At 65.8% G+C, this 21,959-nt stretch carries 26 protein-coding genes; 10 read left to right on the top strand and 16 right to left on the bottom strand.

Translation table 11 applies throughout. From position 1 onward, the window contains the following. The first annotated feature begins 55 nt into the window (after window positions 1-55). The gene (locus ABIE57_RS06915) at window positions 56-1,216 is read left to right on the top strand and encodes a M20 aminoacylase family protein (protein WP_354538275.1); all 1,161 of its coding nucleotides are present in this window, start codon (window positions 56-58) and stop codon (window positions 1,214-1,216) included. Between the two features lie 74 nt (window positions 1,217-1,290). On the opposite strand, the gene ABIE57_RS06910 is transcribed toward ABIE57_RS06915, so the two are convergent. Both ABIE57_RS06910 and purB read right to left on the bottom strand, forming a co-directional pair. Then, a complete protein-coding gene (locus ABIE57_RS06910) occupies window positions 1,291-1,455 on the bottom strand; it encodes a hypothetical protein (RefSeq protein ID WP_354538274.1) in 165 nt (54 codons plus the stop codon). A 34-nt stretch (window positions 1,456-1,489) separates the two neighbouring features. Further along, on the bottom strand, window positions 1,490-2,797 hold the full coding sequence (gene purB / locus ABIE57_RS06905) for an adenylosuccinate lyase (RefSeq protein WP_354538273.1): 1,308 nt from the start codon (window positions 2,795-2,797) through the stop codon (window positions 1,490-1,492). Between the two features lie 76 nt (window positions 2,798-2,873). Between purB and ABIE57_RS06900 the strand changes: the two genes are divergently transcribed. Then, on the top strand, window positions 2,874-3,275 hold the full coding sequence (locus ABIE57_RS06900; RefSeq protein WP_354538272.1) for a DUF6314 family protein: 402 nt from the start codon (window positions 2,874-2,876) through the stop codon (window positions 3,273-3,275). Further along, window positions 3,272-3,994, top strand: a complete 723-nt coding sequence (locus ABIE57_RS06895; protein WP_354538271.1) for a heme-dependent oxidative N-demethylase family protein — start codon at window positions 3,272-3,274, stop codon at window positions 3,992-3,994. The genes ABIE57_RS06900 and ABIE57_RS06895 overlap by 4 nt, the downstream gene beginning before the upstream one ends. Before the next feature lie 125 nt (window positions 3,995-4,119). On the opposite strand, the gene trpA is transcribed toward ABIE57_RS06895, so the two are convergent. From trpA to ABIE57_RS06875, 4 genes are all read right to left on the bottom strand, one after another. Then, window positions 4,120-4,911, bottom strand: a complete 792-nt coding sequence (gene trpA, locus ABIE57_RS06890) for a tryptophan synthase subunit alpha (protein ID WP_354538270.1) — start codon at window positions 4,909-4,911, stop codon at window positions 4,120-4,122. A 54-nt stretch (window positions 4,912-4,965) separates the two neighbouring features. After that, window positions 4,966-5,874 (bottom strand): cation diffusion facilitator family transporter, encoded by a 909-nt coding sequence (locus ABIE57_RS06885; protein ID WP_354538269.1) that lies wholly within the window; start codon window positions 5,872-5,874, stop codon window positions 4,966-4,968. A gap of 4 nt (window positions 5,875-5,878) precedes the next feature. Then, window positions 5,879-6,295, bottom strand: coding sequence for a Fur family transcriptional regulator (locus ABIE57_RS06880; RefSeq protein ID WP_354538268.1), 417 nt, complete (start codon window positions 6,293-6,295; stop codon window positions 5,879-5,881). A 71-nt stretch (window positions 6,296-6,366) separates the two neighbouring features. Continuing rightward, window positions 6,367-6,699: an SMR family transporter gene (locus ABIE57_RS06875; RefSeq protein WP_454282146.1), complete on the bottom strand. Its 333-nt coding sequence runs from the start codon at window positions 6,697-6,699 to the stop codon at window positions 6,367-6,369. Window positions 6,700-6,836: 137 nt separating this feature from the next. On the opposite strand from ABIE57_RS06875, the gene ABIE57_RS06870 reads away from it, so the two are divergent. From ABIE57_RS06870 to ABIE57_RS06860, 3 genes are all read left to right on the top strand, one after another. Further along, entirely contained in the window at window positions 6,837-7,481 is a 645-nt protein-coding gene (locus tag ABIE57_RS06870; RefSeq protein WP_354538266.1) for a pyrimidine 5'-nucleotidase, read from the top strand. Window positions 7,482-7,589: 108 nt separating this feature from the next. Beyond that, window positions 7,590-7,808 carry a hypothetical protein gene (locus tag ABIE57_RS06865; protein WP_354538265.1) on the top strand — a complete coding sequence of 73 codons (219 nt, stop codon included), beginning with the start codon at window positions 7,590-7,592 and terminating at the stop codon, window positions 7,806-7,808. A 21-nt stretch (window positions 7,809-7,829) separates the two neighbouring features. Beyond that, a complete protein-coding gene (locus tag ABIE57_RS06860) occupies window positions 7,830-9,032 on the top strand; it encodes a UbiH/UbiF family hydroxylase (protein WP_354538264.1) in 1,203 nt (400 codons plus the stop codon). Window positions 9,033-9,279: 247 nt separating this feature from the next. Here the strand turns inward: ABIE57_RS06860 and ABIE57_RS06855 are convergent, their stop codons facing one another. The 4 genes from ABIE57_RS06855 to ABIE57_RS06840 form a co-directional block, all read right to left on the bottom strand. Then, on the bottom strand, window positions 9,280-10,407 hold the full coding sequence (locus tag ABIE57_RS06855) for an aminotransferase class V-fold PLP-dependent enzyme (RefSeq protein ID WP_354538263.1): 1,128 nt from the start codon (window positions 10,405-10,407) through the stop codon (window positions 9,280-9,282). A 62-nt stretch (window positions 10,408-10,469) separates the two neighbouring features. Then, window positions 10,470-11,354, bottom strand: coding sequence for a CHAD domain-containing protein (locus tag ABIE57_RS06850; protein ID WP_354538262.1), 885 nt, complete (start codon window positions 11,352-11,354; stop codon window positions 10,470-10,472). A gap of 44 nt (window positions 11,355-11,398) precedes the next feature. Further along, the gene (locus ABIE57_RS06845; protein ID WP_354538261.1) at window positions 11,399-11,857 is read right to left on the bottom strand and encodes an Lrp/AsnC family transcriptional regulator; all 459 of its coding nucleotides are present in this window, start codon (window positions 11,855-11,857) and stop codon (window positions 11,399-11,401) included. Then, window positions 11,854-12,309 (bottom strand): Lrp/AsnC family transcriptional regulator, encoded by a 456-nt coding sequence (locus ABIE57_RS06840; protein WP_354538260.1) that lies wholly within the window; start codon window positions 12,307-12,309, stop codon window positions 11,854-11,856. The genes ABIE57_RS06845 and ABIE57_RS06840 overlap by 4 nt, the downstream gene beginning before the upstream one ends. A gap of 132 nt (window positions 12,310-12,441) precedes the next feature. On the opposite strand from ABIE57_RS06840, the gene ilvC reads away from it, so the two are divergent. Then, window positions 12,442-13,464 carry a ketol-acid reductoisomerase gene (gene ilvC / locus ABIE57_RS06835; protein WP_354538259.1) on the top strand — a complete coding sequence of 341 codons (1,023 nt, stop codon included), beginning with the start codon at window positions 12,442-12,444 and terminating at the stop codon, window positions 13,462-13,464. Window positions 13,465-13,564: 100 nt separating this feature from the next. On the opposite strand, the gene ABIE57_RS06830 is transcribed toward ilvC, so the two are convergent. Continuing rightward, window positions 13,565-14,158: a lytic transglycosylase domain-containing protein gene (locus tag ABIE57_RS06830; RefSeq protein WP_354538258.1), complete on the bottom strand. Its 594-nt coding sequence runs from the start codon at window positions 14,156-14,158 to the stop codon at window positions 13,565-13,567. Between the two features lie 191 nt (window positions 14,159-14,349). On the opposite strand from ABIE57_RS06830, the gene ssb reads away from it, so the two are divergent. Both ssb and typA read left to right on the top strand, forming a co-directional pair. Further along, window positions 14,350-14,850, top strand: a complete 501-nt coding sequence (ssb, locus tag ABIE57_RS06825; protein WP_354538257.1) for a single-stranded DNA-binding protein — start codon at window positions 14,350-14,352, stop codon at window positions 14,848-14,850. An 82-nt stretch (window positions 14,851-14,932) separates the two neighbouring features. Then, a complete protein-coding gene (gene typA, locus ABIE57_RS06820) occupies window positions 14,933-16,753 on the top strand; it encodes a translational GTPase TypA (protein ID WP_354538256.1) in 1,821 nt (606 codons plus the stop codon). Between the two features lie 61 nt (window positions 16,754-16,814). Here the strand turns inward: typA and ABIE57_RS06815 are convergent, their stop codons facing one another. After that, the gene (locus tag ABIE57_RS06815) at window positions 16,815-17,360 is read right to left on the bottom strand and encodes a histidine phosphatase family protein (RefSeq protein WP_354538255.1); all 546 of its coding nucleotides are present in this window, start codon (window positions 17,358-17,360) and stop codon (window positions 16,815-16,817) included. A gap of 56 nt (window positions 17,361-17,416) precedes the next feature. Beyond that, on the bottom strand, window positions 17,417-17,854 hold the full coding sequence (locus ABIE57_RS06810) for a PaaI family thioesterase (protein WP_354538254.1): 438 nt from the start codon (window positions 17,852-17,854) through the stop codon (window positions 17,417-17,419). A 95-nt stretch (window positions 17,855-17,949) separates the two neighbouring features. Between ABIE57_RS06810 and ABIE57_RS06805 the strand changes: the two genes are divergently transcribed. Then, window positions 17,950-18,759: a LytTR family DNA-binding domain-containing protein gene (locus ABIE57_RS06805; protein ID WP_354538253.1), complete on the top strand. Its 810-nt coding sequence runs from the start codon at window positions 17,950-17,952 to the stop codon at window positions 18,757-18,759. 6 nt (window positions 18,760-18,765) lie between these two features. Here the strand turns inward: ABIE57_RS06805 and bhcD are convergent, their stop codons facing one another. Genes bhcD through bhcB form a run of 3 tightly spaced genes read right to left on the bottom strand, consistent with a single transcriptional unit; the run spans window position 18,766 to window position 21,952 of the window. Then, window positions 18,766-19,734 carry an iminosuccinate reductase BhcD gene (bhcD, locus tag ABIE57_RS06800; RefSeq protein ID WP_502950134.1) on the bottom strand — a complete coding sequence of 323 codons (969 nt, stop codon included), beginning with the start codon at window positions 19,732-19,734 and terminating at the stop codon, window positions 18,766-18,768. Between the two features lie 37 nt (window positions 19,735-19,771). Beyond that, window positions 19,772-20,935, bottom strand: coding sequence for a 3-hydroxy-D-aspartate aldolase BhcC (gene bhcC / locus ABIE57_RS06795; protein WP_354538251.1), 1,164 nt, complete (start codon window positions 20,933-20,935; stop codon window positions 19,772-19,774). 42 nt (window positions 20,936-20,977) lie between these two features. Beyond that, a complete protein-coding gene (bhcB, locus tag ABIE57_RS06790) occupies window positions 20,978-21,952 on the bottom strand; it encodes a beta-hydroxyaspartate dehydratase BhcB (RefSeq protein ID WP_354538250.1) in 975 nt (324 codons plus the stop codon). Window positions 21,953-21,959 lie beyond the last annotated feature (7 nt).

The following is a 21,959-nucleotide window of genomic DNA, read 5'->3' as shown; positions in this document are numbered from 1 at the left end:
GCCCGCCCTTTGCGTCACCTTGTGCCGCGACAGACATGCGCACAGGGAGGCCACGATGCCCGTCAAGAACCGCTTTGCCGAAATGCACCCCGAAATCACCGAATGGCGACGCGATATCCACGCCCATCCTGAAATCCTCTACGAGACGCACCGCACCAGCGCGCTTGTGGCCGAAAAGCTGACCGCCTTCGGCTGTGACGAAGTGGTGACGGGCATCGGGCGCACCGGTGTTGTCGGCGTGATCCGGGGCAAATCCAATAGCTCGGGGCGGGTGATCGGGCTGCGCGCCGACATGGATGCGCTGCCCATCCATGAGGCGACGGGGGTGGACTATGCCAGCAAGACCCCGGGCGCGATGCATGCCTGCGGCCATGACGGGCATACCGCGATGCTGCTGGGGGCTGCGAAATACCTCGCCGAGACGCGCAATTTCGACGGCACTGCCGTGGTGATCTTTCAGCCCGCCGAAGAGGGCGGCGCGGGCGGCAAGGCGATGTGCGACGACGGGCTGATGGAGCGGTTCGGCATTCAGGAGGTCTACGGGATGCATAACTGGCCCGGCAAGCCGGTGGGCAGTTTCGCCATCCGTCCGGGTGCCTTTTTCGCCGCCACCGATCAATTCGACATCGCGCTGACCGGCAAGGGCGGGCACGCCGCCAAACCGCACGAAACGGTGGACACCACCGTGATGGCCGCGCATCTGGTGACGATGTTCCAGACCATCGCCAGCCGCAATGCCGATCCGGTGGATCAGGTCGTGGTCTCGGTCACCTCGTTCCAGACCTCATCCAATGCCTTCAACGTGATCCCGCAGGGCGTGCATCTCAAGGGCACGGTGCGCACGATGAGCACGGCGATGCGCGACCTGGCCGAGGCGCGGATCCGCGCGCTTTCTGAGCATGTCACCGCAGGCTTCGGCGGCACGGCCGAGGTCAGCTATCATCGCGGGTATCCGGTGATGGTGAACCACGAGGAACAGACGGACTTCGCGGCACGGGTTGCGGCAAAGGTGGCAGGGGACTGCGATGACGCGCCGCTGGTCATGGGCGGCGAGGATTTCGCCTTCATGCTCGAGGAACGGCCCGGGGCCTATATTCTGGTGGGGAATGGCGACACGGCCATGGTCCACCACCCGCAATACAATTTCAACGACGAGGCCATTCCGGCAGGCTGTAGCTGGTGGGCGGGGATCGTCGAGGAACGGATGCCGGCCTGAGCGCGGCAACGGTGCAGTCTGAGTATTTTTGGAACAGTGAAACGGGGGCGGGGATCATCCCGCCCCTTTCGGTGTCAGCTCGACGTCGGCAGGCAGCTCCGGGTCGCGCTGTCATAGGTGGTGCCTTCGGCGCAGGACAACGCCTGTTTGCTTTTGCCGTAGTTGCAGCCACCCGTGGCCAACGCCACCGAGGGCAACGCCACGAGGGCGAGGGCGGCAAGTCCGAATGTCAGTTTCATGATCTGTCTCCCTGTTGAACAGGATTTCAGATTATCACGATTCGCCGAAAACCCGCGCGAAGATCGTATCGACATGCTTGGTGTGATAGCCCAAGTCGAATTTTTCATCAATTTCGGCGGGGCTGAGGGCGGCGGTGACCTCCGGATCGTTCAAGAGCTCGGTCCGGAAATCAACACCCGTTTCCCAGACCTTGAGCGCGTTGCGCTGCACGAGACGGTAGGCGTCCTCGCGGCTGACGCCCGCCTGCGTGAGCGCCAGAAGCACGCGCTGGCTCATCACGAGGCCGGGGAACTTGTCGAGATTGGCGCGCATGTTCTCGGGGAAGATCAGCATCTTGTCGATGACGCCTGTGAGGCGCGCGAGCGCGAAATCGAGCGTGATCGTGGCATCCGGCCCGATCATCCGCTCGACCGAACTGTGCGAGATGTCGCGCTCGTGCCAGAGCGCCACGTTTTCCATCGCGGGCACCACCATGCCGCGCACGAGCCGTGCCAGCCCGGTGAGGTTCTCGGTCAGCACCGGGTTCTTCTTGTGCGGCATGGCCGAGGAGCCCTTTTGCCCCATCGAGAAGAACTCGGCCCCCTCCAGCACCTCGGTGCGCTGCATGTGGCGGATCTCGATGGCGATATTCTCGATGCTGCTCGCGACCACGCCGAGCGTGGCGAAAAATGCGGCGTGACGGTCGCGGGGGATCACCTGCGTGCTGATCGGTTCCGGCGTGAGGCCAAGCTGTGCGCAGACATGCGCCTCCACGCGGGGATCGACATTGGCGAAGGTGCCGACCGCGCCCGAGATGGCCCCGGTGGCGATCTCGGCGCGCGCGGTGCGCAGGCGCGCGAGGTTGCGGTCCATCTCGGCGTAAAAGCGCGCGAAGGTCAGGCCCATGGTGGTGGGTTCGGCATGGATGCCGTGGCTGCGCCCGATGCGGATGGTGTCCTTGTGCTCATGGGCGCGGCGTTTGAGGGCGGCCAGAAGCGCCTCGGTATCGGCAATCAGGATATCGGCGGCGCGGGTGAGCTGCACGTTGAAACAGGTGTCGAGCACATCCGAGGAGGTCATGCCCTGATGCACGAAGCGGGCCTCGTCGCTGCCTACATGCTCGGCCAGATGCGTCAGGAATGCGATCACGTCGTGTTTCGTCTCGGCCTCGATTTCGTCGATGCGCGCCACGTCGAACTCCACATCGCGCGCTTTCCAGACGGCCTCGGCATTCGCGCGCGGGATCACGCCCAGATTGGCCATCGCGTCGCAGGCATGGGCCTCGATCTCGAACCAGATGCGGAATTTCGTCGAAGGCTCCCAGATCTGGACCATTTCGGGGCGGGAATAGCGCGGGATCATCTTGTCGTCCTTTGGCGGATGGGGTTTGTTGCGCTTCTAGTGGCAGAGGCGGGCCGCGGCAAGGCAGGGAGGGCGCGTGCGGCAATTGGCGGATTTCGAGGGCGTGTGGCGGTTTGAACGCCGCGTGACCGAGGCGGGCGGAGGGTTGACGCAGGTCACGGGCCGCGCGGTCTGGACGCGCGACGGCGCGGGCCTTGTCTGCGAGGAGACGGGCGAGATGCGCGTGCCCGGCCATGCGCCGATGCAGGTGATGCGCCGCACGCTCTGGGGGCCGGGGCTATGTGTGGCCTTCGAGGACGGGCGCCCCTTTCATACGGTGCCGCCCGGGGGCGGGGCGGTGGCGCATTGGTGCGACCCTGACCAGTATGACGGCGATTATGATTTCGGCCAATGGCCCGATTTCCGGGTGGTGTGGCATGTGAAAGGTCCACGAAAGGACTACCAGATGGTGACAGAGTATCGGCGAGAGGGTTCATGACCCCGATCCTGCAAGAAAAAACCCCTTATGACGTGACCGCCTTGCGCCCGTTGCCGGGAATTGCGCCGCTGGATATGGCCGAGTGGCTGCTGGTCGATGAGGCATTTGCCGCGCAGATGCTTGAGCGCGCGCGGCTTTTGGCCGAACGCCGTGCCGATGTGCTGGCCGTGACCGAGGGGGCCGGGCCGGCGGTGGACGAGCTTTTGCAATTCGTGCTGGACTGGCTGGCGAAAAATGGCTCTGACTATGAGATTTTTGCAAATGAGGTGCGCCGCCCGGATGGCGTGACCGTGCCGGTTTGTCGGGCTGATCCGATGCTGACCCTCGGCCATCTGGTTCAGGAGGACCTTTGCATCATGGAAAAACGCGGCGAGGAGCATGTGCTGACCGCCGCCGTCCTTTGCTTTCCGGCAAGCTGGCGGCTGGCCGAGAAGATCGGTCGTCCGCTTCTGGCGATTCATGTGCCGGTGCCCGACTATCCGCAGATCGCGCCGCGTGTGCAGCGGCTTTTCGACGGGGTGCAGCCGGGCCGCCCGCTCTGGCGGTTCAATGCCCATGGCTATGGCGATCCGGCGCTTTACCATCCGATGCGCGAGAATGTCGATGAGGCGGCGCGCGCGCGCCTGCCCTATCTGCGGTCGGAGCGGCAATGCGTGCTGCGTCTGCCAGAGACGCGGGCCTGCGTGTTCTCGATCCACACCTATGTCATGGCGCGCTGAGGCGCGTCGCTCGGAGGAAACCCCCGGATCGGGTCCGGGGGTGACTCGCGTGGTTCAGGCCGTGTCATCCTCCGGCCTGACCGGAGGATCTCTTGCAATCCGGGCTCCGTCGCCTGATGACGCGGTCAGGCGCGATGCGCCCCCGCCGCCAGCCCGCGCACGAAATCGAGCACCTCCGCGACCGGGCGCCCCTTGGCGATCTCGCTCACGATGGCGGAGCCGACGACGCAGCCATCGGCGACGCTGGCGATGGTCTGCGCGGTCTCGGGCGTGCGGATACCGAAGCCCACGATCACCGGCAGGTCGGTCTGCGCCTTGATGCGCGCGACCTCGGGGGCCACGTCGCCCGCCTCTGCCGCCGCCGCGCCGGTGATGCCGGTGATCGAGACGTAATAGACGAAACCCGTGGTGTTTTGAAGCACCTTGGGCAGGCGCTTGTCATCGGTGGTGGGGGTCGCCAGACGGATGAAATTCAAGCCCGCCGCCGTCGCGGGCAGGCACAACTCCTCATCCTCTTCGGGGGGCAGGTCCACGACGATCAGCCCATCGACCCCGGCGGCCGTGGCATCGGCCAGAAACCGCGCCACGCCGCGATTGTAGATCGGGTTGTAATAGCCCATGAGCACGATCGGCGTCGTGGTGTCGCCCTTGCGGAACTCGGCCACCATACCGAGCGCCTTCGAGAGCGTCATGCCGCCCGCAAGCGCGCGTTGCCCGGCCAACTGGATGGTCGGCCCGTCGGCCATCGGATCGGTGAAGGGCACGCCCAGCTCAATGACATCGACACCCGCCTCGGGCAGCCCCTTCATAACCGCAAGCGATGTTTCCATGTCCGGATCCCCGGCCATGATGTAGGAGACAAAGGCCTTGCGGCCTGCGGCGGTCAACTCGGCGAATTTGGCGTCGATACGGGTCATGGCGGGCCTTCGGTGATGATGTTCCGGCGGGTTTGGCGCAAATGGCGGCGGAAATCAATGGTGCGGCTGGCTCAGGCTGACATGGGCACCTTCCTTGGCCTTGTGCTCTGGCTCCACATGGATGGTGACGCGCGCATCGGGCAGGGCGGCCATCAGCGCCGCCTCGATCCGGTCGCAGATCTCGTGCGCGTCCTCGACCGTGGTCTCGCCCGGAACGACGAGGTGAAAGTCGATGAAGGTCACCGGGCCTGCGTGCCGCGTGCGCAGGTCATGCGCCTCGAGCGCCACGCCGTCGCGCCCTTCCTCGGCGATGACCGTGCGGATCGTCGCCTGTTCGGCGTCTGATACCGCCTCGTCCATCAGCCCGCTGAGCGATCCCTTGATCACGGCCCATCCCGACCACAGGATGTTGAGCGCGACCAGCACCGCCATCGCCGGATCGAGCACCCACCAGCCGGTGAGCACCGCCAGCCCCACGCCGATCAGCACGCCGAGCGACGAGACGACATCGGTCATCAAATGCCTGCCATCGGCCACCAGCGCCGGAGATCGATGCGCGCGCCCCGCGCGGATCAAGATCAAGGCCCAGACCCCGTTGATCGCCCCCGCGCCCGCGCTGATGACCATGCCGAGGATCGGCGCGTCCATGGCGCGCGGGGCCGCAAAGCCGTCCCAGGCCTCGCGCAGGATGAAAAGTGCTGCCAGCACGATGAGCACGCCCTCCAGCACCGCCGAGAAGAATTCCGCCTTGTGGTGGCCGTAAGGGTGGTTGTCGTCTGCCGGGCGCTTGGCCACGCGCAGGGCCACGATCACCGCCAGCGCGGTGGCGAGGTTCACAAGGCTTTCCAGCGCGTCCGACATCAGCGCGACCGAGCCGGTCACCTGCCAGGCCACCAGCTTCAGGGCCATGACGAAAAGCCCCACCAGCACCGAGCCGATGGCCAGCCGCATCACCCGATCCATCGTTTTAGCCTTTCTTGTGGCGCGGCACGCCGTAAAGCTCCAGCCGGTGCCCGACCAGCCGATAGCCCAGTTTCTCGGCGATCCGCTCCTGAAGCGCCTCGATCTCGGGATCGACGAATTCGATCACTTCGCCCGACTGCATGTCGATGAGGTGGTCGTGATGCTCGCGCTCGGCATCCTCGTAGCGCGCGCGCCCGTCGCCGAATTCGAGCTTGTCGAGAATGCCCGCCTCCTCGAAGAGCTTGACCGTGCGATAGACCGTGGCGATGGAGATGCGCGCATCGCGCGCGGCGGCGCGGGCGTGCAATGCCTCGACATCCGGGTGGTCCTCGGCCTCTTCCAGCACCTCGGCGATGGTCCGCCGCTGCCCGGTCATGCGCAGGCCCTTGGCCTCGCAGCGTTCGGTGATGGTGTCGGGCATCGCGCCTCTCCGGTCGGGTCGTGGCGAGGGGATAGCGGGAGAGGCCGCGCTTTTCCAGCCGTTTTCGCCGTTCAATGCGGCGACACCTTCGAGAAAAGCTGGATAACCACGATCCCGGCGAGGATCATCGCCGTGCCGATCACCGCAGGCAGGTCGAGCTTCTGGCCGAAGATCACATAGCCGATGGCGGCGATGAACACGATCCCCAGCCCCGACCAGATGGCATAGACCACGCCCACGGGCATGTAGCGCAGCGTCTGCGCCAGAAGGTAGAAGCTGATCGCATAGGCCACCACCACGATCACTGATGGCCAGAGCCGCGTGAATTGCTGGCTGGCCTGAAGCGCGGTCGTGCCCGCCGTCTCCGCGAGGATTGCCAGAGCAAGGAAAAGATAGACCTGCATGTTCATCGGATGCCCCGTGACTTGTGTCGCAGCCCCCGGATACGCGCAGACAGGCACCGGGTCCAGCCCGGAGCGGTCGCGCGCATCCGCGCGCTCACACGATTGCGCGCGCCCGCGCCTTGGCCTAGGGTGCGGCCATGGCGAAACAGGATTTTGCCCATGTGACCACATGGGTCTTTGACCTCGACAATACACTCTACCCGCCGGCCGCGCGTCTCTTCGATCAGATAGAGCTGCGGATGACGACCTTCGTGCGCGATTTCCTCAAGGTGAGCACCGACGAGGCCGACCGCATCCGCCACGACTATTGGCGCGAGCATGGCACGACGCTGGCCGGGTTGATGCGCTGCCATGATCTCGATCCCGGCCCCTATTTGCAGGCCGTGCACGATATCTCGCTCGATCATCTGGCACCCGATCCTGATTTGCGCGCGGCCATCGCGCGGCTGCCGGGGCGGCGGATCGTCTATACCAACGGTTCGGGCGAGTATGCCGGCCGGGTGGTGGCGGCGCGCGGCCTTGCGGGGGTGTTCGACGCGATCTATGGCGTGGAGGACGCGGGCTATCGCCCCAAGCCCGAGGCCGGGGCCTTTGCCGCCGTGTTGACGCGCGACGGTTCGGCGGCGGGGCGTTCCGCGATGTTCGAGGATGATCCGCGCAATCTCGAAGCCCCGCACGCGATGGGGATGCGCACCGTCCATGTCGCTCCCGCACCGGTCAGGGCGGCGCATATCCACCATCACACGGACGATCTGGGCGGGTTCCTCGGGCGGCTGGTCTGAAAGCTGGTTAAAGGGGGGCGGCGCACCTGCGGCGAGACGTCTCTTTGAAGGTGGCGGGGGGGCCGCATATCTGAGCCTCATACTCAGCTTTTGCAAAAGGATCGCCCGATGAGCCTGACCGACACTCATGCCGCTGCCCATGCCCCAAGCCACGCCCCTGCCGAAGGCGAGACCGCGACCGTGCTGAAAATCCTGTTGAGTGTGGCCGTCTTTGTCGCAGGCTGGGCGACAAGCGTTGTGCTCTGGGGGATTCCGGGGCTTTATATCCCGGCGCTCCTCCTCGTTCCGGTGGTCTGGGCGCTGCTTCTGATCATTTCGCGCGGTTAGGCGCGGGCGAAAGGCACGCAGATGACACGCGAGACTGTCGATATCCTGATTTCGGGCGGGGGCGTGGCCGGGCTCACCGCCGCAGCCCTGTTCGGGCGCGCGGGGTTCTCGGTGCTTTGCGTCGATCCCGCGCCGCCCGTCACCACGCGCGACGCCGAAGGGTCGGACCTGCGCAGCACGGCCTTCCTGCAACCCTCGCAGGCGCTTCTGGACCGCGCAGGTCTGTGGGAGAGGCTGGAACCCCATGCCGCGCCGTTGCGGATCATGCGCGTCGTCGATGCCGGTGGTGCGGTGCCCGAGCCGCGCATCGTCAAGGATTTCGACGCCTCGGAGATTTCCGACCGGCCCTTTGGCTGGAACCTGCCCAACTGGCTCTTGCGGCGCGAGATGGTGGCGCATCTGGACGGGCTGGAAAATGTCACCTTCCGCCCCGGCACCGGCACGGTTTCGCTTTTCACCCGAGAGGCGGAGGCGCGCGTGAGGCTCTCGGATGGCAGCCGCGTGCGCGCGCGGCTTGTGATCGCCGCCGACGGGCGCAAGTCGCCCATCCGCGAGGCGGCGGGTGTTGCCGTGAAAACCACGCGCTACGGGCAGAAGGCGCTGGCCTTTGCCGTCACCCATCCGATCCCGCATGACAATGTCTCGACCGAGATACACCGCTCCGGCGGGCCGTTCACGCTTGTGCCGCTGCCCGATCACGAGGGGCGGCCCTCCTCTGCCGTGGTCTGGATGGAGGAAGGGCCGGAGGCGGCGCGCCTGGCCGCCCTGCCGGTGGCGGCGTTCGAGGAGGCGATGAATACGCGCTCGTGCCTGCTTTTCGGCCCGCTCACGCTGGCCTCGCGGCGCACGGTCTGGCCGATCATCAGCCAGATCGCCGACCGCATGTATGCCGAGCGCGTGGCGCTGGTGGCGGAGGCCGCGCATGTGGTGCCACCCATCGGGGCGCAGGGGCTGAACATGAGCCTGGCCGACATGCGCGTGCTGGCCGACCTGGCCCTTGCTGCGCCCGACCGGCTGGGCGAGCGCGCCATGCTCGAAGACTATCACCGCAAGCGCCACTGGGAGGTGGCGGCGCGGGTGCGCGGCATCGACCTGCTCAACCGCGCCTCGATGCTTGCGGCCCCGCCGTTGCGCGACGCGCGCGCCAGCGCGCTCAACGCGCTTTATTCATTGGCCCCGGTGCGCAAGACGCTGATGCAGATGGGGCTTGGCGCGCGGGGGTGAGGCGGGCGGCGTTTGGCCTGAAGGGGACGTTGGTGGTGCCGCGCGAGGGCCCGACCGCGGGTGGGCGCTGCTCGGGCTTTGGTGGGCGCTTTATGGTGCCAAATACTGGAACGATTGAAGGGAGTTTGACGTTGCAGAAGCGCCCGCCCGGGGGGCGGTCGGGCGCTCGCGCGGCGGCGTGCAAGCACGCCTTGATTCCGCGCGGGGGACAGGGGGCGACCGTCCCCTTCAGGCCAGTCGCCCCCCGTCACAACACCCGCTCAAGCACCGTCTCCAGCCGCGCAAGCGCGCCCTCCACATCATAAAGCTTGTCCAGCCCGAAAAGCCCCAGCCGGAAGGTGCGAAAGCCCTCCGGCTCTCCCACCTGCAACGGCACACCGGCGGCAATCTGCATCCCCTCTGCGGCGAATTTCCTGCCGTTCTGGATGTCGGGATCGTCCGTGTAGCTGACCACCACCCCCGGCGCGCCAAACCCCTCGGCGGCGACCGAGGTCACGCCGCGCGCGGCCAGCATCGCGCGCACGCCGTTGCCCATCTCCCACTGTGCATCGCGCAACCGCTCGAACCCGTAATCGCGCGTCTCGATCATCGTGTCGCGGAAGGCGCGCAGCGCATCGGTGGGCATGGTCGCGTGATAGGCATGTCCGCCACCCTCATAGGCAACCATGATCGCGCGCCATTTCTTGAGATCGAGGGCGAAACTGTCCGATGTGGTTTCCTCGAGCCGTGCCACGGCGCGCGCCGACAGCATCACCAGACCGGTCGAGGGCGAGGCCGACCAGCCCTTTTGCGGGGCCGAGATCAGCACATCGACGCCGGTGGCCTGCATGTCGATCCAGGCGCAGCCGGAGGCGATGCAATCGAGCACCATCAGCGCGCCCACCTCATGCGCGGCCTCGGCGAGCGCCGTCACATAGTCGTCGGGCAGGATCAGCCCGGCAGAGGTTTCCACATGCGGGGCAAAGACCACGTCCGGCCTCACCTCGCGGATCTTCGCTACCACCTCCTCGATCGGGGCAGGGGCAAAGGGCGTGGTGGCACCATTGCCGGTCTGGCGCGCCATGCAGACGGTGGTGTCGGCTGTGAACTGGCCTGCGTCGAAAATCTGGCTCCAGCGGAAGGAAAACCAGCCGTTGCGCACGATGAGCGCATGGGAGCCGCGCCCGAACTGCCGCGCCACAGCCTCCATCGCGTATGTGCCGCCACCGGGGATCACGGCCACCGCATCGGCGTTGTAGACCTCTTTCAGCATGGCCGAGATGTCGCGCATGACCTCCTGAAACGAGGCCGACATGTGGTTGAGCGACCGGTCGGTGAATACCACCGAATATTCCAGAAGGCCGTCGGGATCGACATGGTCGAGAAGGGCGGGCATGGGGATCTCCTGATGCTGTGTCGCGGGCAGAGTGCGCAAGACCGGCGGAAAAGTCCACGCGTCTAATGGTCGTGCCAATCTTTCCACCAGCGTTGCCAGCGGCGCGCGAGGGCCGCGGGGTCGTCCTCGAAGAGCCGTGCGCCAAGCGCGAGCGCCCCGGCCTCCATCCGGGCCATCTCTGCCGCGATGGGGGCCTGCATGGCGGCCACTGCCCTGGAGGGGAAATCGCCCGTCGCCAGATGCGCGCGCATGTCGTGAAGGTCGTGATGATCGCCCAGCATCTCGCCCAGGGCCTTGGCAAGGTCGCGCTGCGGGTCGATCCGCCGGGGCTTCACCGGGCGCAGGAGTTGCGCGTGATACCAGTGGTATTTCACCGGCTTGCGCCAGTCGTGGAACGCCTCCGCCGTGCCGCTCTGCCGTGCGCGCTCCAGCCCGCGCTGCCCCTGCGCATAGGTTTTTTGCAACCCTTTGCGCGCGGGGGCAAAGCCCCTGGACGAGAGCCGCCAGTCTGCGATTCGTGCGCGCGCATCGCTCAACAACGCGCGGAAGGCGGCGATATCGGCGTGGCGGTCGGTGGCAAGGTGGGGCAGGGCCTCGGCTTTGAACCGCGCGCGGATCGCGGCCAGCGCGTCCGCGTCCAGACCGTCGGGCGCGGCCGCGCGCAGCCGGTCGAGCGTTTCCAGCCCGGCACCGCCCGCGCGCAGGCGTTCGAGCGCCTTGGCCGCGTCGCGGAAGGCCGCATTCTCGGCGTCGAAACCGGGAAAGGCGGGCCGCACGAGACGGATGAGGCCGCGCAACTTCTTGCACCGCGCGCGGGCCTCATGGATGTCGCGCGGGATCTCGCCGGGACGATCGGCGGCCTCGAGCGCGCCGTCGATCTGCGCGCGGGCGATGCGGCGCAGCGCCGCCGTCAGGCTCTTGTCGGATGTCTTGAGGCGATAGACCATGATCCCCCGAAGATAAGCGTTCCGCGCGCGCCCACAAGCCTGCCTCAACCGATCGGGCCGGGCCGCCGCTCCTCGGACAACAGCACGTTGGCCTCCACATTGCCAACGCCGGGGAGGGTCATGATCCGCCGCCGCAGCACACGCTCGAAATCCGATATGTCGCGCGCCACAACGCGCAGCCGGTAATCGTAGAGCCCGAGGATGTGCTCGACCGTCTGCACCTCGGGGATGGCCGAGACCGCGCGCTCGAAATCCTCGAGGCTGACGCGGCCCTTGGTGGCGAGCTTGACGCCTAGAAACACGGTCACGCCAAAGCCCAGCTTCTCGTGATCCAGGTCGAGCCGCTGGCCCTTGATCACCCCCGCCTCCTGAAGCCGCCGGATGCGCCGCCAGGTCGCGGGCTGCGACAGGCCGAGCGCGCGCCCGATGGCCGTGGCACTCTGCGTCGCATCCTCGCAAAGCGCGCGCAGGATCTGCCGGTCGAGCGTGTCGAGCGCGATCATATCGGCAGCGCCTCGTCGGACTTGATCCGCGCCACATGCATCAGCGCCTCGATATCGGCGATATGCGGCAGGGTCAGGATGGCGCTGCGATAGAGGTCCTGATAATGCGCCATGTCACGCGCGATGACCGAAAGGCGCAGATCGACGCGCCCCAGAAATGTCTGGATTTCCAGCACTTCCGGCACAAGTCGCGCGGCGGCGATGAATTCGTCAAAGGCGCGCGGCTGCGTCTTGTCGAGCGCGATGCGCAAGCTCACCTCGACCGCGTAGCCAAGCGCGCGCCAGTCGATCACCGCGCGATTGGCGCGGATGATGCCCATGGCGCGCAACCGCTCCAGACGGCGCGCACAGGTGGCCGGGGCAAGGCCCGCGCGCTGCGCCAGCTCCGCCGGGCCAAGATCGGGCGCATGCTGATATTGCCGCAAGAGGCGGCGGTCTGTGTCATCGAGCATGAAATTTCCATCAAACCTTCACTGTTCGAATAAATACTCAAAAATCCGACCGAATACACGCGAAATAACACGCGCTATTCCGGGTGCATGCGCTTAGTTTGCCCCTATCCAACCAATCTGAAGGAGACCGCCATGCGCGTCTATTACGATCGTGACTGCGACATCAACCTGATCAAGGACAAGAAGGTGGCCATTCTCGGCTATGGCAGCCAGGGCCATGCCCATGCGCTGAACCTGCGGGATTCGGGCGCGAAAAACCTTGTTGTCGCGCTGCGTGAGGGGTCGAAATCCGCGAAGAAGGCCGAGGCCGAGGGCCTCAAGGTCATGGGAATCGCCGAGGCCGCCGCGTGGTGCGACCTGATGATGTTCACCATGCCGGATGAGCTGCAGGGCGAGACCTATCGCAAATACGTGCATGACAACATCAAGCCCGGTGCAGCGATTGCCTTTGCCCATGGTCTCAACATCCATTTCGGCCTGATCGAGCCGAAAGAGGGCGTGGACGTGATCATGATGGCCCCCAAGGGCCCCGGTCACACCGTGCGCGGCGAATATGTCAAGGGTGGCGGCGTGCCCTGCCTTGTGGCGGTGAACAACGATGCCTCCGGCAAGGCGCTGGAGCTGGGCCTCAGCTATTGCTCTGCCATCGGCGGCGGGCGCTCGGGGATCATCGAGACCAATTTCCGCGAAGAGTGCGAAACCGATCTCTTCGGCGAGCAGGCGGTGCTGTGCGGCGGTCTGGTGGAACTCATCCGCATGGGCTTCGAGACGCTGGTCGAGGCGGGCTATGCGCCCGAGATGGCCTATTTCGAGTGTCTGCACGAGGTGAAGCTGATTGTCGATCTGATCTATGAGGGCGGTATCGCCAACATGAATTATTCGATCTCGAACACCGCCGAATATGGCGAATATGTCAGCGGGCCGCGTGTGCTGCCCTACGAGCAGACCAAGAAAGAGATGAAGGCCATTCTGCGCGACATCCAGACCGGCAAATTCGTGCGCGACTTCATGCAGGAAAACGCCGTGGGCCAGCCCTTCTTCAAGGGCACGCGCCGGATGAACGATGCCCATCAGATCGAGGAAGTGGGCAAGAAGCTGCGCGCCATGATGCCGTGGATCTCGGCGGGCAAGCTGGTGGATCAGGACAAGAACTGAGCCCACGTTCTGCGCGGGACACCTTTCGGGGTGCCCGACCCATGCCTTGCAAACCCGGTCATCATGGCCGGGTTTGTCGCATCCGGCGTCGCGCGCGGCCTCAGCTTCCCAGGATCACCTTGACGTAGTTGCGCGTCTCCTTGAACGGGGGCACGCCGCCATATTTCTCGACCGCCTGCGGCCCCGCGTTATAGGCGGCAAGCGCCAGCCGCCAGGAGCCGAACTTGCGGTATTGCTCGGCCAGATAGCGCGCGCCCCCCTCAAGGTTCTGGCGCGGGTCGTTCGGGTTCACCCCCAGCAGGCGCGCGGTGCCGGGCATGAGTTGCGCCAGCCCGATCGCCCCCTTGTGCGAGACCGCATCCGCGCGCCAGCCCGATTCCTGCTGCACGAGGCGCAGAAACAGGCTCTCGGGGACGTCGTGCCGCCGCGCCGCCTGTTTCGCCATCTCGAGATAGGGGCCACGATAGGCACCGCGAAACATCGGGGACGGATCAAGATCGTCCCACATCGTCGGGGCTTTGAAGCTTTGCGGCTGAAGCCGGACCGAATTGCTGTATTGCTGGCTTGCGCGGCTGTCGAGCACGCGCGTCTGCGACTTGAACACGCCGATGCGCCCCTTGGTCGACAGGGTGTCGGCCTCAGCCGCCGCAGGCAGAATAAGTCCGGCCACAAGCGCCAGAACAGTGACTCGCATCAAAAACCGTCCCCAACCCGTTCCTCAGCGAGCACTATATGAATTTCACCTCGAAATTCGAGCGATTTTCGCGCATGTTACAGGGCGCGCGCGGGAAATCGCCGGTTTGTGGCGAATTTTAACCTTTCCTTCATCCCGGTGCGATGATGTAACCGGGCAAACACCATCCGCAAGCGGCAGGAGGGAACTGAATGGCCGGGTCCGTGAACAAGGTAATCATCGTCGGCAATCTTGGCCGCGATCCAGAGGTGCGCACATTCCAGAACGGCGGCAAGGTGTGCAACCTGCGCATCGCCACCTCCGAAACGTGGAAAGACAAGACCACAGGCGAGCGGCGCGAGCGCACGGAATGGCATTCGGTGGCGATCTTTCAGGAAGGGCTTGTGCGTGTGGCTGAACAATACCTGCGCAAGGGTTCCAAGGTCTATCTCGAGGGCAAGCTGCAGACCCGCAAATGGCAGGATCAGTCCGGTCAGGACCGTTATACCACGGAGGTTGTGCTTCAGGGTTTTGACGGAACGCTCGTGATGCTCGATGGCCGTGGCGAAGGCGGCGGCGGTGGCGGCGGCGGCGGCGGCTATTCCGGCGGGCAGGATCAGGGCTATGGCGGCCCCGATTACGGGGCCGATCAGGGTGGCGGTGCCCCGGCAGGCCGTCCGTCGCGTGACATGGATGACGAAATCCCGTTCTGAGGGCGCTTTGCGGGCTTTGGCTCTGGCCTTTCTGCGTCGCGGCGTCTAAGGCGCGGGCGGAACAGCATCAGGACACGTCCCAATGGATATGCGCAACATCGCCATCATCGCCCATGTCGACCACGGCAAGACCACGCTCGTGGACGAACTTCTCAAGCAGTCCGGCGCGTTTCGCGCAGGGCAGGCGGTCGATGAGCGCGCGATGGACAGCAACGACATCGAGCGTGAGCGCGGCATCACCATCTTTGCCAAGCCCACCTCGGTGGTGTGGAAAACCACCCGCATCAACATCGTCGACACCCCCGGCCACGCCGATTTCGGCGGCGAGGTGGAGCGGATCCTGTCGATGGTCGATGGCGTCGTGCTCTTGGTCGATGCCGCCGAAGGCCCCATGCCGCAGACCAAGTTCGTCACGTCCAAGGCGCTGCGCCTCGGGCTGCGCCCCATCGTGGTGCTCAACAAGGTCGACAAGCCCGATGCCGAGCCGGACCGCGCGCTTGACGAGTGTTTCGATCTTTTCGCCAATCTCGGGGCCAATGAGGATCAGCTCGATTTTCCGCACATGTATGCGTCCGGCCGTTCCGGCTGGGCCGATCACGAGCTTGACGGCCCGCGCAAGGATCTCTCGGCGCTGTTTGACCTCATCATCAACCATGTGCCCGCGCCGAAGCAGATCAAGCATGTGGATGAGGATTTCCGCATGCTCGCCACCACGCTCGGGGCCGATCCCTTTGTCGGGCGATTGCTGACCGGACGGGTGGAATCGGGCCGTCTCCGGGTGGGGCAGACCGTGCAGGCGCTCTCGCGCATCGGCCAGAAGATCGAACAGTTCCGCGTGACGCGGATTCAGGCGTTTCGCGGCCTCTCCTCGCAGGATATCGAAGAGGCCAGCGCGGGCGATATCGTGTCCATCGCGGGCATGTCCAAGGCCACCGTGGCCGATACGATCTGCGCGCTTGCCGTCGAGGATCCGATTGCCGCGCAACCGATCGATCCGCCGACCATCACCGTCACCTTCGGCATCAATGACAGCCCGCTTGCGGGCCGTGACGGCAAGAAGGTCCAGAGCCGGGTCATTCGTGAGCGGCTGATGAAAGAGGCCGAATCGAACGTCGCCATCAAGGTCACGGATACACCGGGCGGCGAGGCGTTCGAGGTCGCGGGGCGCGGCGAATTGCAGATGGGCGTTCTGATCGAGAACATGCGCCGCGAGGGGTTCGAGCTCAGCATCTCGCGCCCGCAGGTTCTGATGCGCGCGGGCGAGAACGGCGAGCGGCTGGAGCCGGTCGAAGAGGTCACCATCGACGTGGACGACGAATATACCGGCGCGGTGATCGAGAAGATCACCGGCGCGCGCAAGGGCGATCTGGTCGAGATGAAGCCCTCCGGCGTGGGCAAGACCCGGATCGTGGCGCATGTGCCGTCGCGCGGGCTCATCGGCTATCACGGCGAGTTTCTGACCGACACGCGCGGCACCGGCGTGCTCAACCGCGTGTTTCACGGCTGGGTGCCGCATCGCGGGCCTATCCCCGGGCGGCGCGCGGGCGTGCTCATCTCGATGGAGAACGGCGAGGCGGTGGCCTATGCCTTGTGGAACCTCGAAGAGCGCGGGCGGCTTTTTCTGGGCGCGCAGGCCCCGGTCTATACCGGCATGATCATCGGCGAGCACAGCCGCGAGAACGACCTCGAGGTGAACCCCCTGAAGGGCAAGAAGCTGACCAACGTGCGCGCCTCCGGCACCGATGAGGCGGTGCGCCTGACCACGCCGATCACGCTCAGCCTCGAAGAGGCCATCGCGTATATCAACGACGATGAACTGGTCGAGGTGACACCGAACGCCATTCGTTTGCGCAAGCGCCATCTTGATCCGCATGAGCGCAAGCGCGCCTCGAAACAGGGCTAGGGCCTGTTGCTCAAAATCGGGAACCGGTTTTGGGCGTCTCTATCATGCGAAATGAGAAAGTTCAGGGCGCGATCAGGTAGCGCCCGACGGGCACAAGGCCCGTGGTCCCGCGCCGTGTCACGATGATCTCGCCCGAGCCGACGCCAAGCCCGGTCAGGGCGGTGATGTTGACCTGATGGGTCACGATCAGAAGACGGGTATCCTCGGGCAGTGCCGCGATCAGGGCGAGCGCCGCCTCGGTCTGCGCGGTCCCGTCGCCGCGACCGGCGAAGAAGGAATCGAGCGGCGGCATCTCCTCGGGCGTGCCCATCTCCATCAGCGCCGCAGTGTCGCGCGCCCGACACCAGCGGCTTGTCCAGATCCGATCGAAGGTCACGCCCGCCGCCCGCAGTGCCGCGCCGGTGCGCGCCGCCTGCGCGCGGCCGCGCGCATCGAGATTGCGTTGCGTGGCGCAATTGCCCGGCACGAACCCCGCCGGATCGCCCGTGCCGGGGGCGAGCGCGTGCCGCATGAGCGCCACCACGCCGGGGGCCTTCAGGGCCTCGTTCGGCTCCGCTGCCACGGCGCCTGCCGTCAGACACATCCAGATCGCCAGCACGATGCGCATGGTTGCCCCCTTTCACGGGGTCACATAGCGGGCAGGGGGTGCGTGGCAACGCCCGCTCACGGCGCAAGCGGAATCATCGTCCCCGTCATGAGCGCGACATGGCTCTCGCGCCCGTCCTTCAGCGCGTGCACATCCGCCTGAACGATCACCAGCCGACGGCCCGGACGAATCACCCGGCCCGTGGCGACAAGCAGATCGCCCGTCGCGGGCGCGAGCAGGTGGATCTTCATTTCGGTGGTGAGCACCTCATGCCCCTCGGGCATCATGCTCAGCGCGGCATAACCCGCCGCACTGTCGCCGATGGCGAATGTCAGCCCGGCATGGGCAAAGCCGTGCTGCTGGCGGCTGCCGGGCAGGATCGGTGCCTCGATCCGCACCTGGCCCCGCTCCACGCCGACAAGCCGCGCGCCGAGCGTCGCCATCATGCTCTGCGCGCCGAAACTCTGGTGGATGCGCGCCTCTTGCGCCGGGGAAAGCGCCGCGTCATTTCCCATCACCTTTGCCCTTCTGCCCGGTCATGTTCGGATCACATATTCCAACTCCGTGTTGGAATTGCAAAGCCCGCCTGATAGATACACGTAAGAAGGGTATGAGCAAGGGTGTCGAGTTGATCTGGTCCGAGTTCCGGCGTCATGTCATGCGGACATTCGCCGTGTTCAAATCGCTGACCAGCCTGTCGGTTCTCCTGACAGGATGGCTCGTGGCCGTGGTCGCAGGCCCGTTCGGGACGTTTCAGACCATGTCCATGCCGCTGCGCCTTGTTTATTGGGGTGCGGTGATCCTGTCGGGTGTGGCGCTCGGGGCCGTCAGCCGGGCGACGCTTCTGACATTTTGCGGGCATTGGCGGCCCTTGTTGCTCGATCTCAAGATCAGCCTTGCCACCACGACCCTGCTTGCGCCGCTCATCTACACGTTGCGGGCCACGCTCGATCCGGCCCTGACGCATGCCGATCTGTTGCCGGGGTCGATCTGGGTCAACACGCTGTTCTTCGTCACTCCGGTTTTCCTGTTCCACCGTCAGTTCGGGCTTGGGACGGCCGAGGCCGGGGACACGCCGCCGCCCCCCCGCCTTGTGCGCCGCCTGCCCGAGGCCTTGCAGGGGGCACAGATCCTGCGTCTCTCGGGGAGCGGCCACAATGTGGAGGTGGTGACGGACCGGGGAACGGAGACCCTGCGCCTGCGTCTGTCGGATGCGATCGACGAGATGGAGCCGGTCGAGGGCCTGTGCACCCATCGTTCGCACTGGGTGGCGCTTGCGGCCATCACCGCCAGCGAGCGGCGGCAGGGCAAGGTGTTCGTGCGCCTGAGCAATGGCGAGCGCGTGCCGGTCACGCGCACCTATGCGCCGAATCTGGAAGCGGCGGGCCTGATCCCGCCGCGTTCCGAGGTGGCGGAGTGACGCGGCTCAGCCAAGCCGCGCCATGTCTCCCAGCCCGCGTTCGCGCGCGATGCGCGCCGCGACCGAGGCCACGGCCAGATCCTGCAACCCCACGCCGGTGCCGTCGAACAGCGTGATCTCGTCGTCAGAGCCGCGCCCCGGATGGCTGCCGTTGATGACCGCGCCGATGGGGGTGATGTCGCCTTCGGCGATCAGCCCCTGCGCCACCGCGTGCTGCGCCTCGCCGATGCTGATGGATTGCGCGATCTCGTCGGCAAAGACCGTTGCCCGCTTGAGCAGGGCCGGGTCCACCTCCTGCTTGCCCTTGGTATCGGTGCCCATGCAGGCGATGTGCGTGCCGGGCTTGATCCAGCCGGCCATGACCAGCGGCTCGAACGCGCTTGTGATCGTGATGATCACATCGGCCTCTGCGCCCAGTTCCTCCTGGCTCACCGCCTCGAAGGCCAGCCCCAGTTCCTCGGCCACCGCGCCGAGGCGCGGCAGCATGTCGGGATGCGGGTTCCACGCCACGACCTTCTCGAAATCGCGCTGCTCGACGGCGGCGCGCAGCTGGAAGGTGGATTGATGGCCCGCGCCGACCATGCCCAGAACCTTTGCGTCCTTGCGCGCCAGATGGGCGATGGAGACCGAGGATGAGGCCGCCGTGCGCAGCGCCGTGAGGTAATTGCCGCCCACCAGCGCCGACAACTGCCCGGTATCGGGATCGAAGAGGAACACGGTGGACTGATGGTTGGTCAGCCCCTTGTCCATGTTGCCGGGCCAGTAGCCCCCCGCCTTCAGGCCAAGCGCCAGCCCCGCACGATCAAACCCGCCCTTGAAGCCGTAAAGCGCGTCCGCGTGGCCGATCGCCTCGCGCACCACGGGAAAGTTATACGCATCCCCCCGTGCCATGGCGGCGAAGACCGCCTCCACCGCGCCGAAAGCATCGGCGCGGGTGATCACCTCTTCGCAGATCGCCTCGGAGACGATGACAATGCCCTGCGCCGTGCTCTGCGTGTCCATGCCCATGCCCTCAATAGGCCCGGCCGCGCGCCGAGACCGGCCAGACGGTTTCGACCTTGCCGCCGCGCACGCCCACATACCAGTCATGGACATTGCAGGTCGGATCGCAATGGCCCGGCACCAGCCGCAGCTTCTCGTTGACCTTGAGCACGCCTTGCGCATCGGCCACCACGCCATGCTCGTCCGAGCATTTGACATATTGCACATCCGTGCGCCCGAAGATCACCGGCAGGCCGCTATCCACCGACTGTGCCTTGAGGCCGGCATCGACAATAGCCTTGTCGGCCTTGGCATGGCTCATCACCGAGGTCAGGATGAAGAGCGCGTTTTCCCACTCGCCCTGGTCGATGCGGTTGCCGTCCTTGTCGAGGATACGCCCGTAATCGGCATCCATGAAGGCGTAGGACCCGCATTGCAGCTCGTTATAGACGCCCGAGGTGCCTTCGAAATAGTAGCTGCCCGTGCCGCCGCCGCCGACGATGTCGCAGTCCAGCCCCTCGGCCTTGAGCGTGTCCACCGCGTCCTTGACCATGGCCACGGCCACCTCGATCTTGGCCTTGCGATCCTCATAGCTGTCCATGTGCTGCATCGCGCCCTGATAGGCCTGGATACCGGCGAATTTCAGCCCCGGTGCGGCGTCGATGGCCTTGGCAATCTCGATCACGGCGGGGGTGGTCGTCACGCCGCAGCGTCCCGCGCCGCAGTCGATTTCGACAAGGCATTCGATCTGGGTGCCGTGCTTGACCGCCGCCGCCGACAGGTCCGCCACATTGGCCAGATCGTCGACACAGCAGATCGCGCGCGCGCCCAGTTTCGGCAGCCGCGCCAGCCGGTCGATCTTGGCCGGGTCGCGCACCTGGTTGGACACCAGCACATCCTTGATGCCGCCGCGCGCGAACACCTCGGCCTCGCTCACCTTCTGGCAGCAGACACCGCAGGCGCCGCCAAGGCTTTCCTGCAATTTCGCCACATCGACCGATTTGTGCATCTTGCCATGGACGCGGTGGCGCACGCCATGCGCCTTTGCCCAATCGCCCATCTTCTTGATATTGCGCTCCAGCGCGTCAAGATCGAGGATCAGACAGGGCGTCTGGACATCCGCCTCGGCCATGCCGGGCAGGGCGGGGATGTCGAAGCCCACTTCGTATTCGTCAAGATTGATCGCGTCTTTCATGGTATCCTCCGGTTGTTTTACAGGGGCGCGCGCTCGGCGGCCTCACTTGATCCAGGGCAGGCTGTCGAGATCGACATTGCCGCCTGTGATGATGACGCCGACGCGCTTGCCGGCAAATATCTCGGGGTTCTTCAGGATGGTGGCCAGCGGCACGGCGCAGCTTGCCTCCATCACGATCTTCATGCGCGCCCAGGTGAGTTTCATCGCGTCGATGATCTCTTCCTCGCTCGCGGTCAGAACATCCTCCACGAAATGGCTCACGAAATGCCAGGTGTTTTCCTTGAGGGGCACCTTGAGCCCGTCGGCCACCGTTACCGGCGCGTCGTCGGCGATGATATGGCCCGCGCGGAACGACCGCGCCGCATCGTCGGCCTGCTCCGGCTCGGCGGCGTATATCTTCACCCCCGGCGCGAGATTGGACAGCGTGAGACACGTGCCCGAGACCATGCCGCCGCCGCCGATGGGGGCGATCACCGCATCGAGCCCCTCTACCTGCTCGATCAGTTCCGCCGAGCAGGTGGCCTGCCCCGCGATCACGCGCGGATCGTTGTAGGGATGAACGAACTCCGCCCCCGTGCGCGCCTGCACCTCGGCAAAGACCGCCTCGCGGCTCGTGGTCGAGGGCTCGCATTCGGTGATGATCCCGCCATAGCCGCGCACGGCGTCCTTCTTGGCCTGCGGCGCGGTATGCGGCATGACCACGTGGCACGGGATTCCCCGCCGACCGGCCGCGTAGCTGAGCGAGAGCGCGTGGTTGCCGCTGGAATGGGTGGCAACGCCGCGCTTGGCCACCTCGTCGCTGAGGCCGAAAACCGCGTTCGAGGCACCGCGCACCTTGAACGCACCGGCCTTCTGGAAGTTCTCGCACTTGAAGAACAGCTCCGCCCCGGTCAGGTCGTTGAGGAACGACGAGGTCAGCACCGGCGTGCGGTGGATATAGGGCGCGATCCGCGCGCGCGCGGCGAGCATATCGTCAAGCGTCAGATCGGCCCCGGTCTTGTCTTTCACGTCAAGCATGGTCTCT

The organism is Roseovarius sp. MBR-6, assembly GCF_040547525.1.
GTDB lineage: Bacteria > Pseudomonadota > Alphaproteobacteria > Rhodobacterales > Rhodobacteraceae > Roseovarius.
Note: the sequence above shows the minus strand (reverse complement) of the source record. Positions and strands in the feature narration are given on the sequence as shown.

Excerpts from the sequence above, each read along its gene's own strand:
- ABIE57_RS06915 (WP_354538275.1), top strand. The coding sequence starts at position 56 with ATGCCCGTCAAGAACCGCTTTGCCGAAATGCACCCCGAAATCACCGAA.
- ABIE57_RS06910 (WP_354538274.1), bottom strand. The coding sequence starts at position 1,455 with ATGAAACTGACATTCGGACTTGCCGCCCTCGCCCTCGTGGCGTTGCCC.
- purB (WP_354538273.1), bottom strand. The coding sequence starts at position 2,797 with ATGATCCCGCGCTATTCCCGCCCCGAAATGGTCCAGATCTGGGAGCCT.
- ABIE57_RS06895 (WP_354538271.1), top strand. The coding sequence starts at position 3,272 with ATGACCCCGATCCTGCAAGAAAAAACCCCTTATGACGTGACCGCCTTG.
- trpA (WP_354538270.1), bottom strand. The coding sequence starts at position 4,911 with ATGACCCGTATCGACGCCAAATTCGCCGAGTTGACCGCCGCAGGCCGC.
- ABIE57_RS06885 (WP_354538269.1), bottom strand. The coding sequence starts at position 5,874 with ATGGATCGGGTGATGCGGCTGGCCATCGGCTCGGTGCTGGTGGGGCTT.
- ABIE57_RS06880 (WP_354538268.1), bottom strand. The coding sequence starts at position 6,295 with ATGCCCGACACCATCACCGAACGCTGCGAGGCCAAGGGCCTGCGCATG.
- ABIE57_RS06875 (WP_454282146.1), bottom strand. The coding sequence starts at position 6,699 with ATGCAGGTCTATCTTTTCCTTGCTCTGGCAATCCTCGCGGAGACGGCG.
- ABIE57_RS06870 (WP_354538266.1), top strand. The coding sequence starts at position 6,837 with ATGGCGAAACAGGATTTTGCCCATGTGACCACATGGGTCTTTGACCTC.
- ABIE57_RS06865 (WP_354538265.1), top strand. The coding sequence starts at position 7,590 with ATGAGCCTGACCGACACTCATGCCGCTGCCCATGCCCCAAGCCACGCC.
- ABIE57_RS06860 (WP_354538264.1), top strand. The coding sequence starts at position 7,830 with ATGACACGCGAGACTGTCGATATCCTGATTTCGGGCGGGGGCGTGGCC.
- ABIE57_RS06855 (WP_354538263.1), bottom strand. The coding sequence starts at position 10,407 with ATGCCCGCCCTTCTCGACCATGTCGATCCCGACGGCCTTCTGGAATAT.
- ABIE57_RS06850 (WP_354538262.1), bottom strand. The coding sequence starts at position 11,354 with ATGGTCTATCGCCTCAAGACATCCGACAAGAGCCTGACGGCGGCGCTG.
- ABIE57_RS06845 (WP_354538261.1), bottom strand. The coding sequence starts at position 11,857 with ATGATCGCGCTCGACACGCTCGACCGGCAGATCCTGCGCGCGCTTTGC.
- ABIE57_RS06840 (WP_354538260.1), bottom strand. The coding sequence starts at position 12,309 with ATGCTCGATGACACAGACCGCCGCCTCTTGCGGCAATATCAGCATGCG.
- ilvC (WP_354538259.1), top strand. The coding sequence starts at position 12,442 with ATGCGCGTCTATTACGATCGTGACTGCGACATCAACCTGATCAAGGAC.
- ABIE57_RS06830 (WP_354538258.1), bottom strand. The coding sequence starts at position 14,158 with ATGCGAGTCACTGTTCTGGCGCTTGTGGCCGGACTTATTCTGCCTGCG.
- ssb (WP_354538257.1), top strand. The coding sequence starts at position 14,350 with ATGGCCGGGTCCGTGAACAAGGTAATCATCGTCGGCAATCTTGGCCGC.
- typA (WP_354538256.1), top strand. The coding sequence starts at position 14,933 with ATGGATATGCGCAACATCGCCATCATCGCCCATGTCGACCACGGCAAG.
- ABIE57_RS06815 (WP_354538255.1), bottom strand. The coding sequence starts at position 17,360 with ATGCGCATCGTGCTGGCGATCTGGATGTGTCTGACGGCAGGCGCCGTG.
- ABIE57_RS06810 (WP_354538254.1), bottom strand. The coding sequence starts at position 17,854 with ATGGGAAATGACGCGGCGCTTTCCCCGGCGCAAGAGGCGCGCATCCAC.
- ABIE57_RS06805 (WP_354538253.1), top strand. The coding sequence starts at position 17,950 with ATGAGCAAGGGTGTCGAGTTGATCTGGTCCGAGTTCCGGCGTCATGTC.
- bhcC (WP_354538251.1), bottom strand. The coding sequence starts at position 20,935 with ATGAAAGACGCGATCAATCTTGACGAATACGAAGTGGGCTTCGACATC.
- bhcB (WP_354538250.1), bottom strand. The coding sequence starts at position 21,952 with ATGCTTGACGTGAAAGACAAGACCGGGGCCGATCTGACGCTTGACGAT.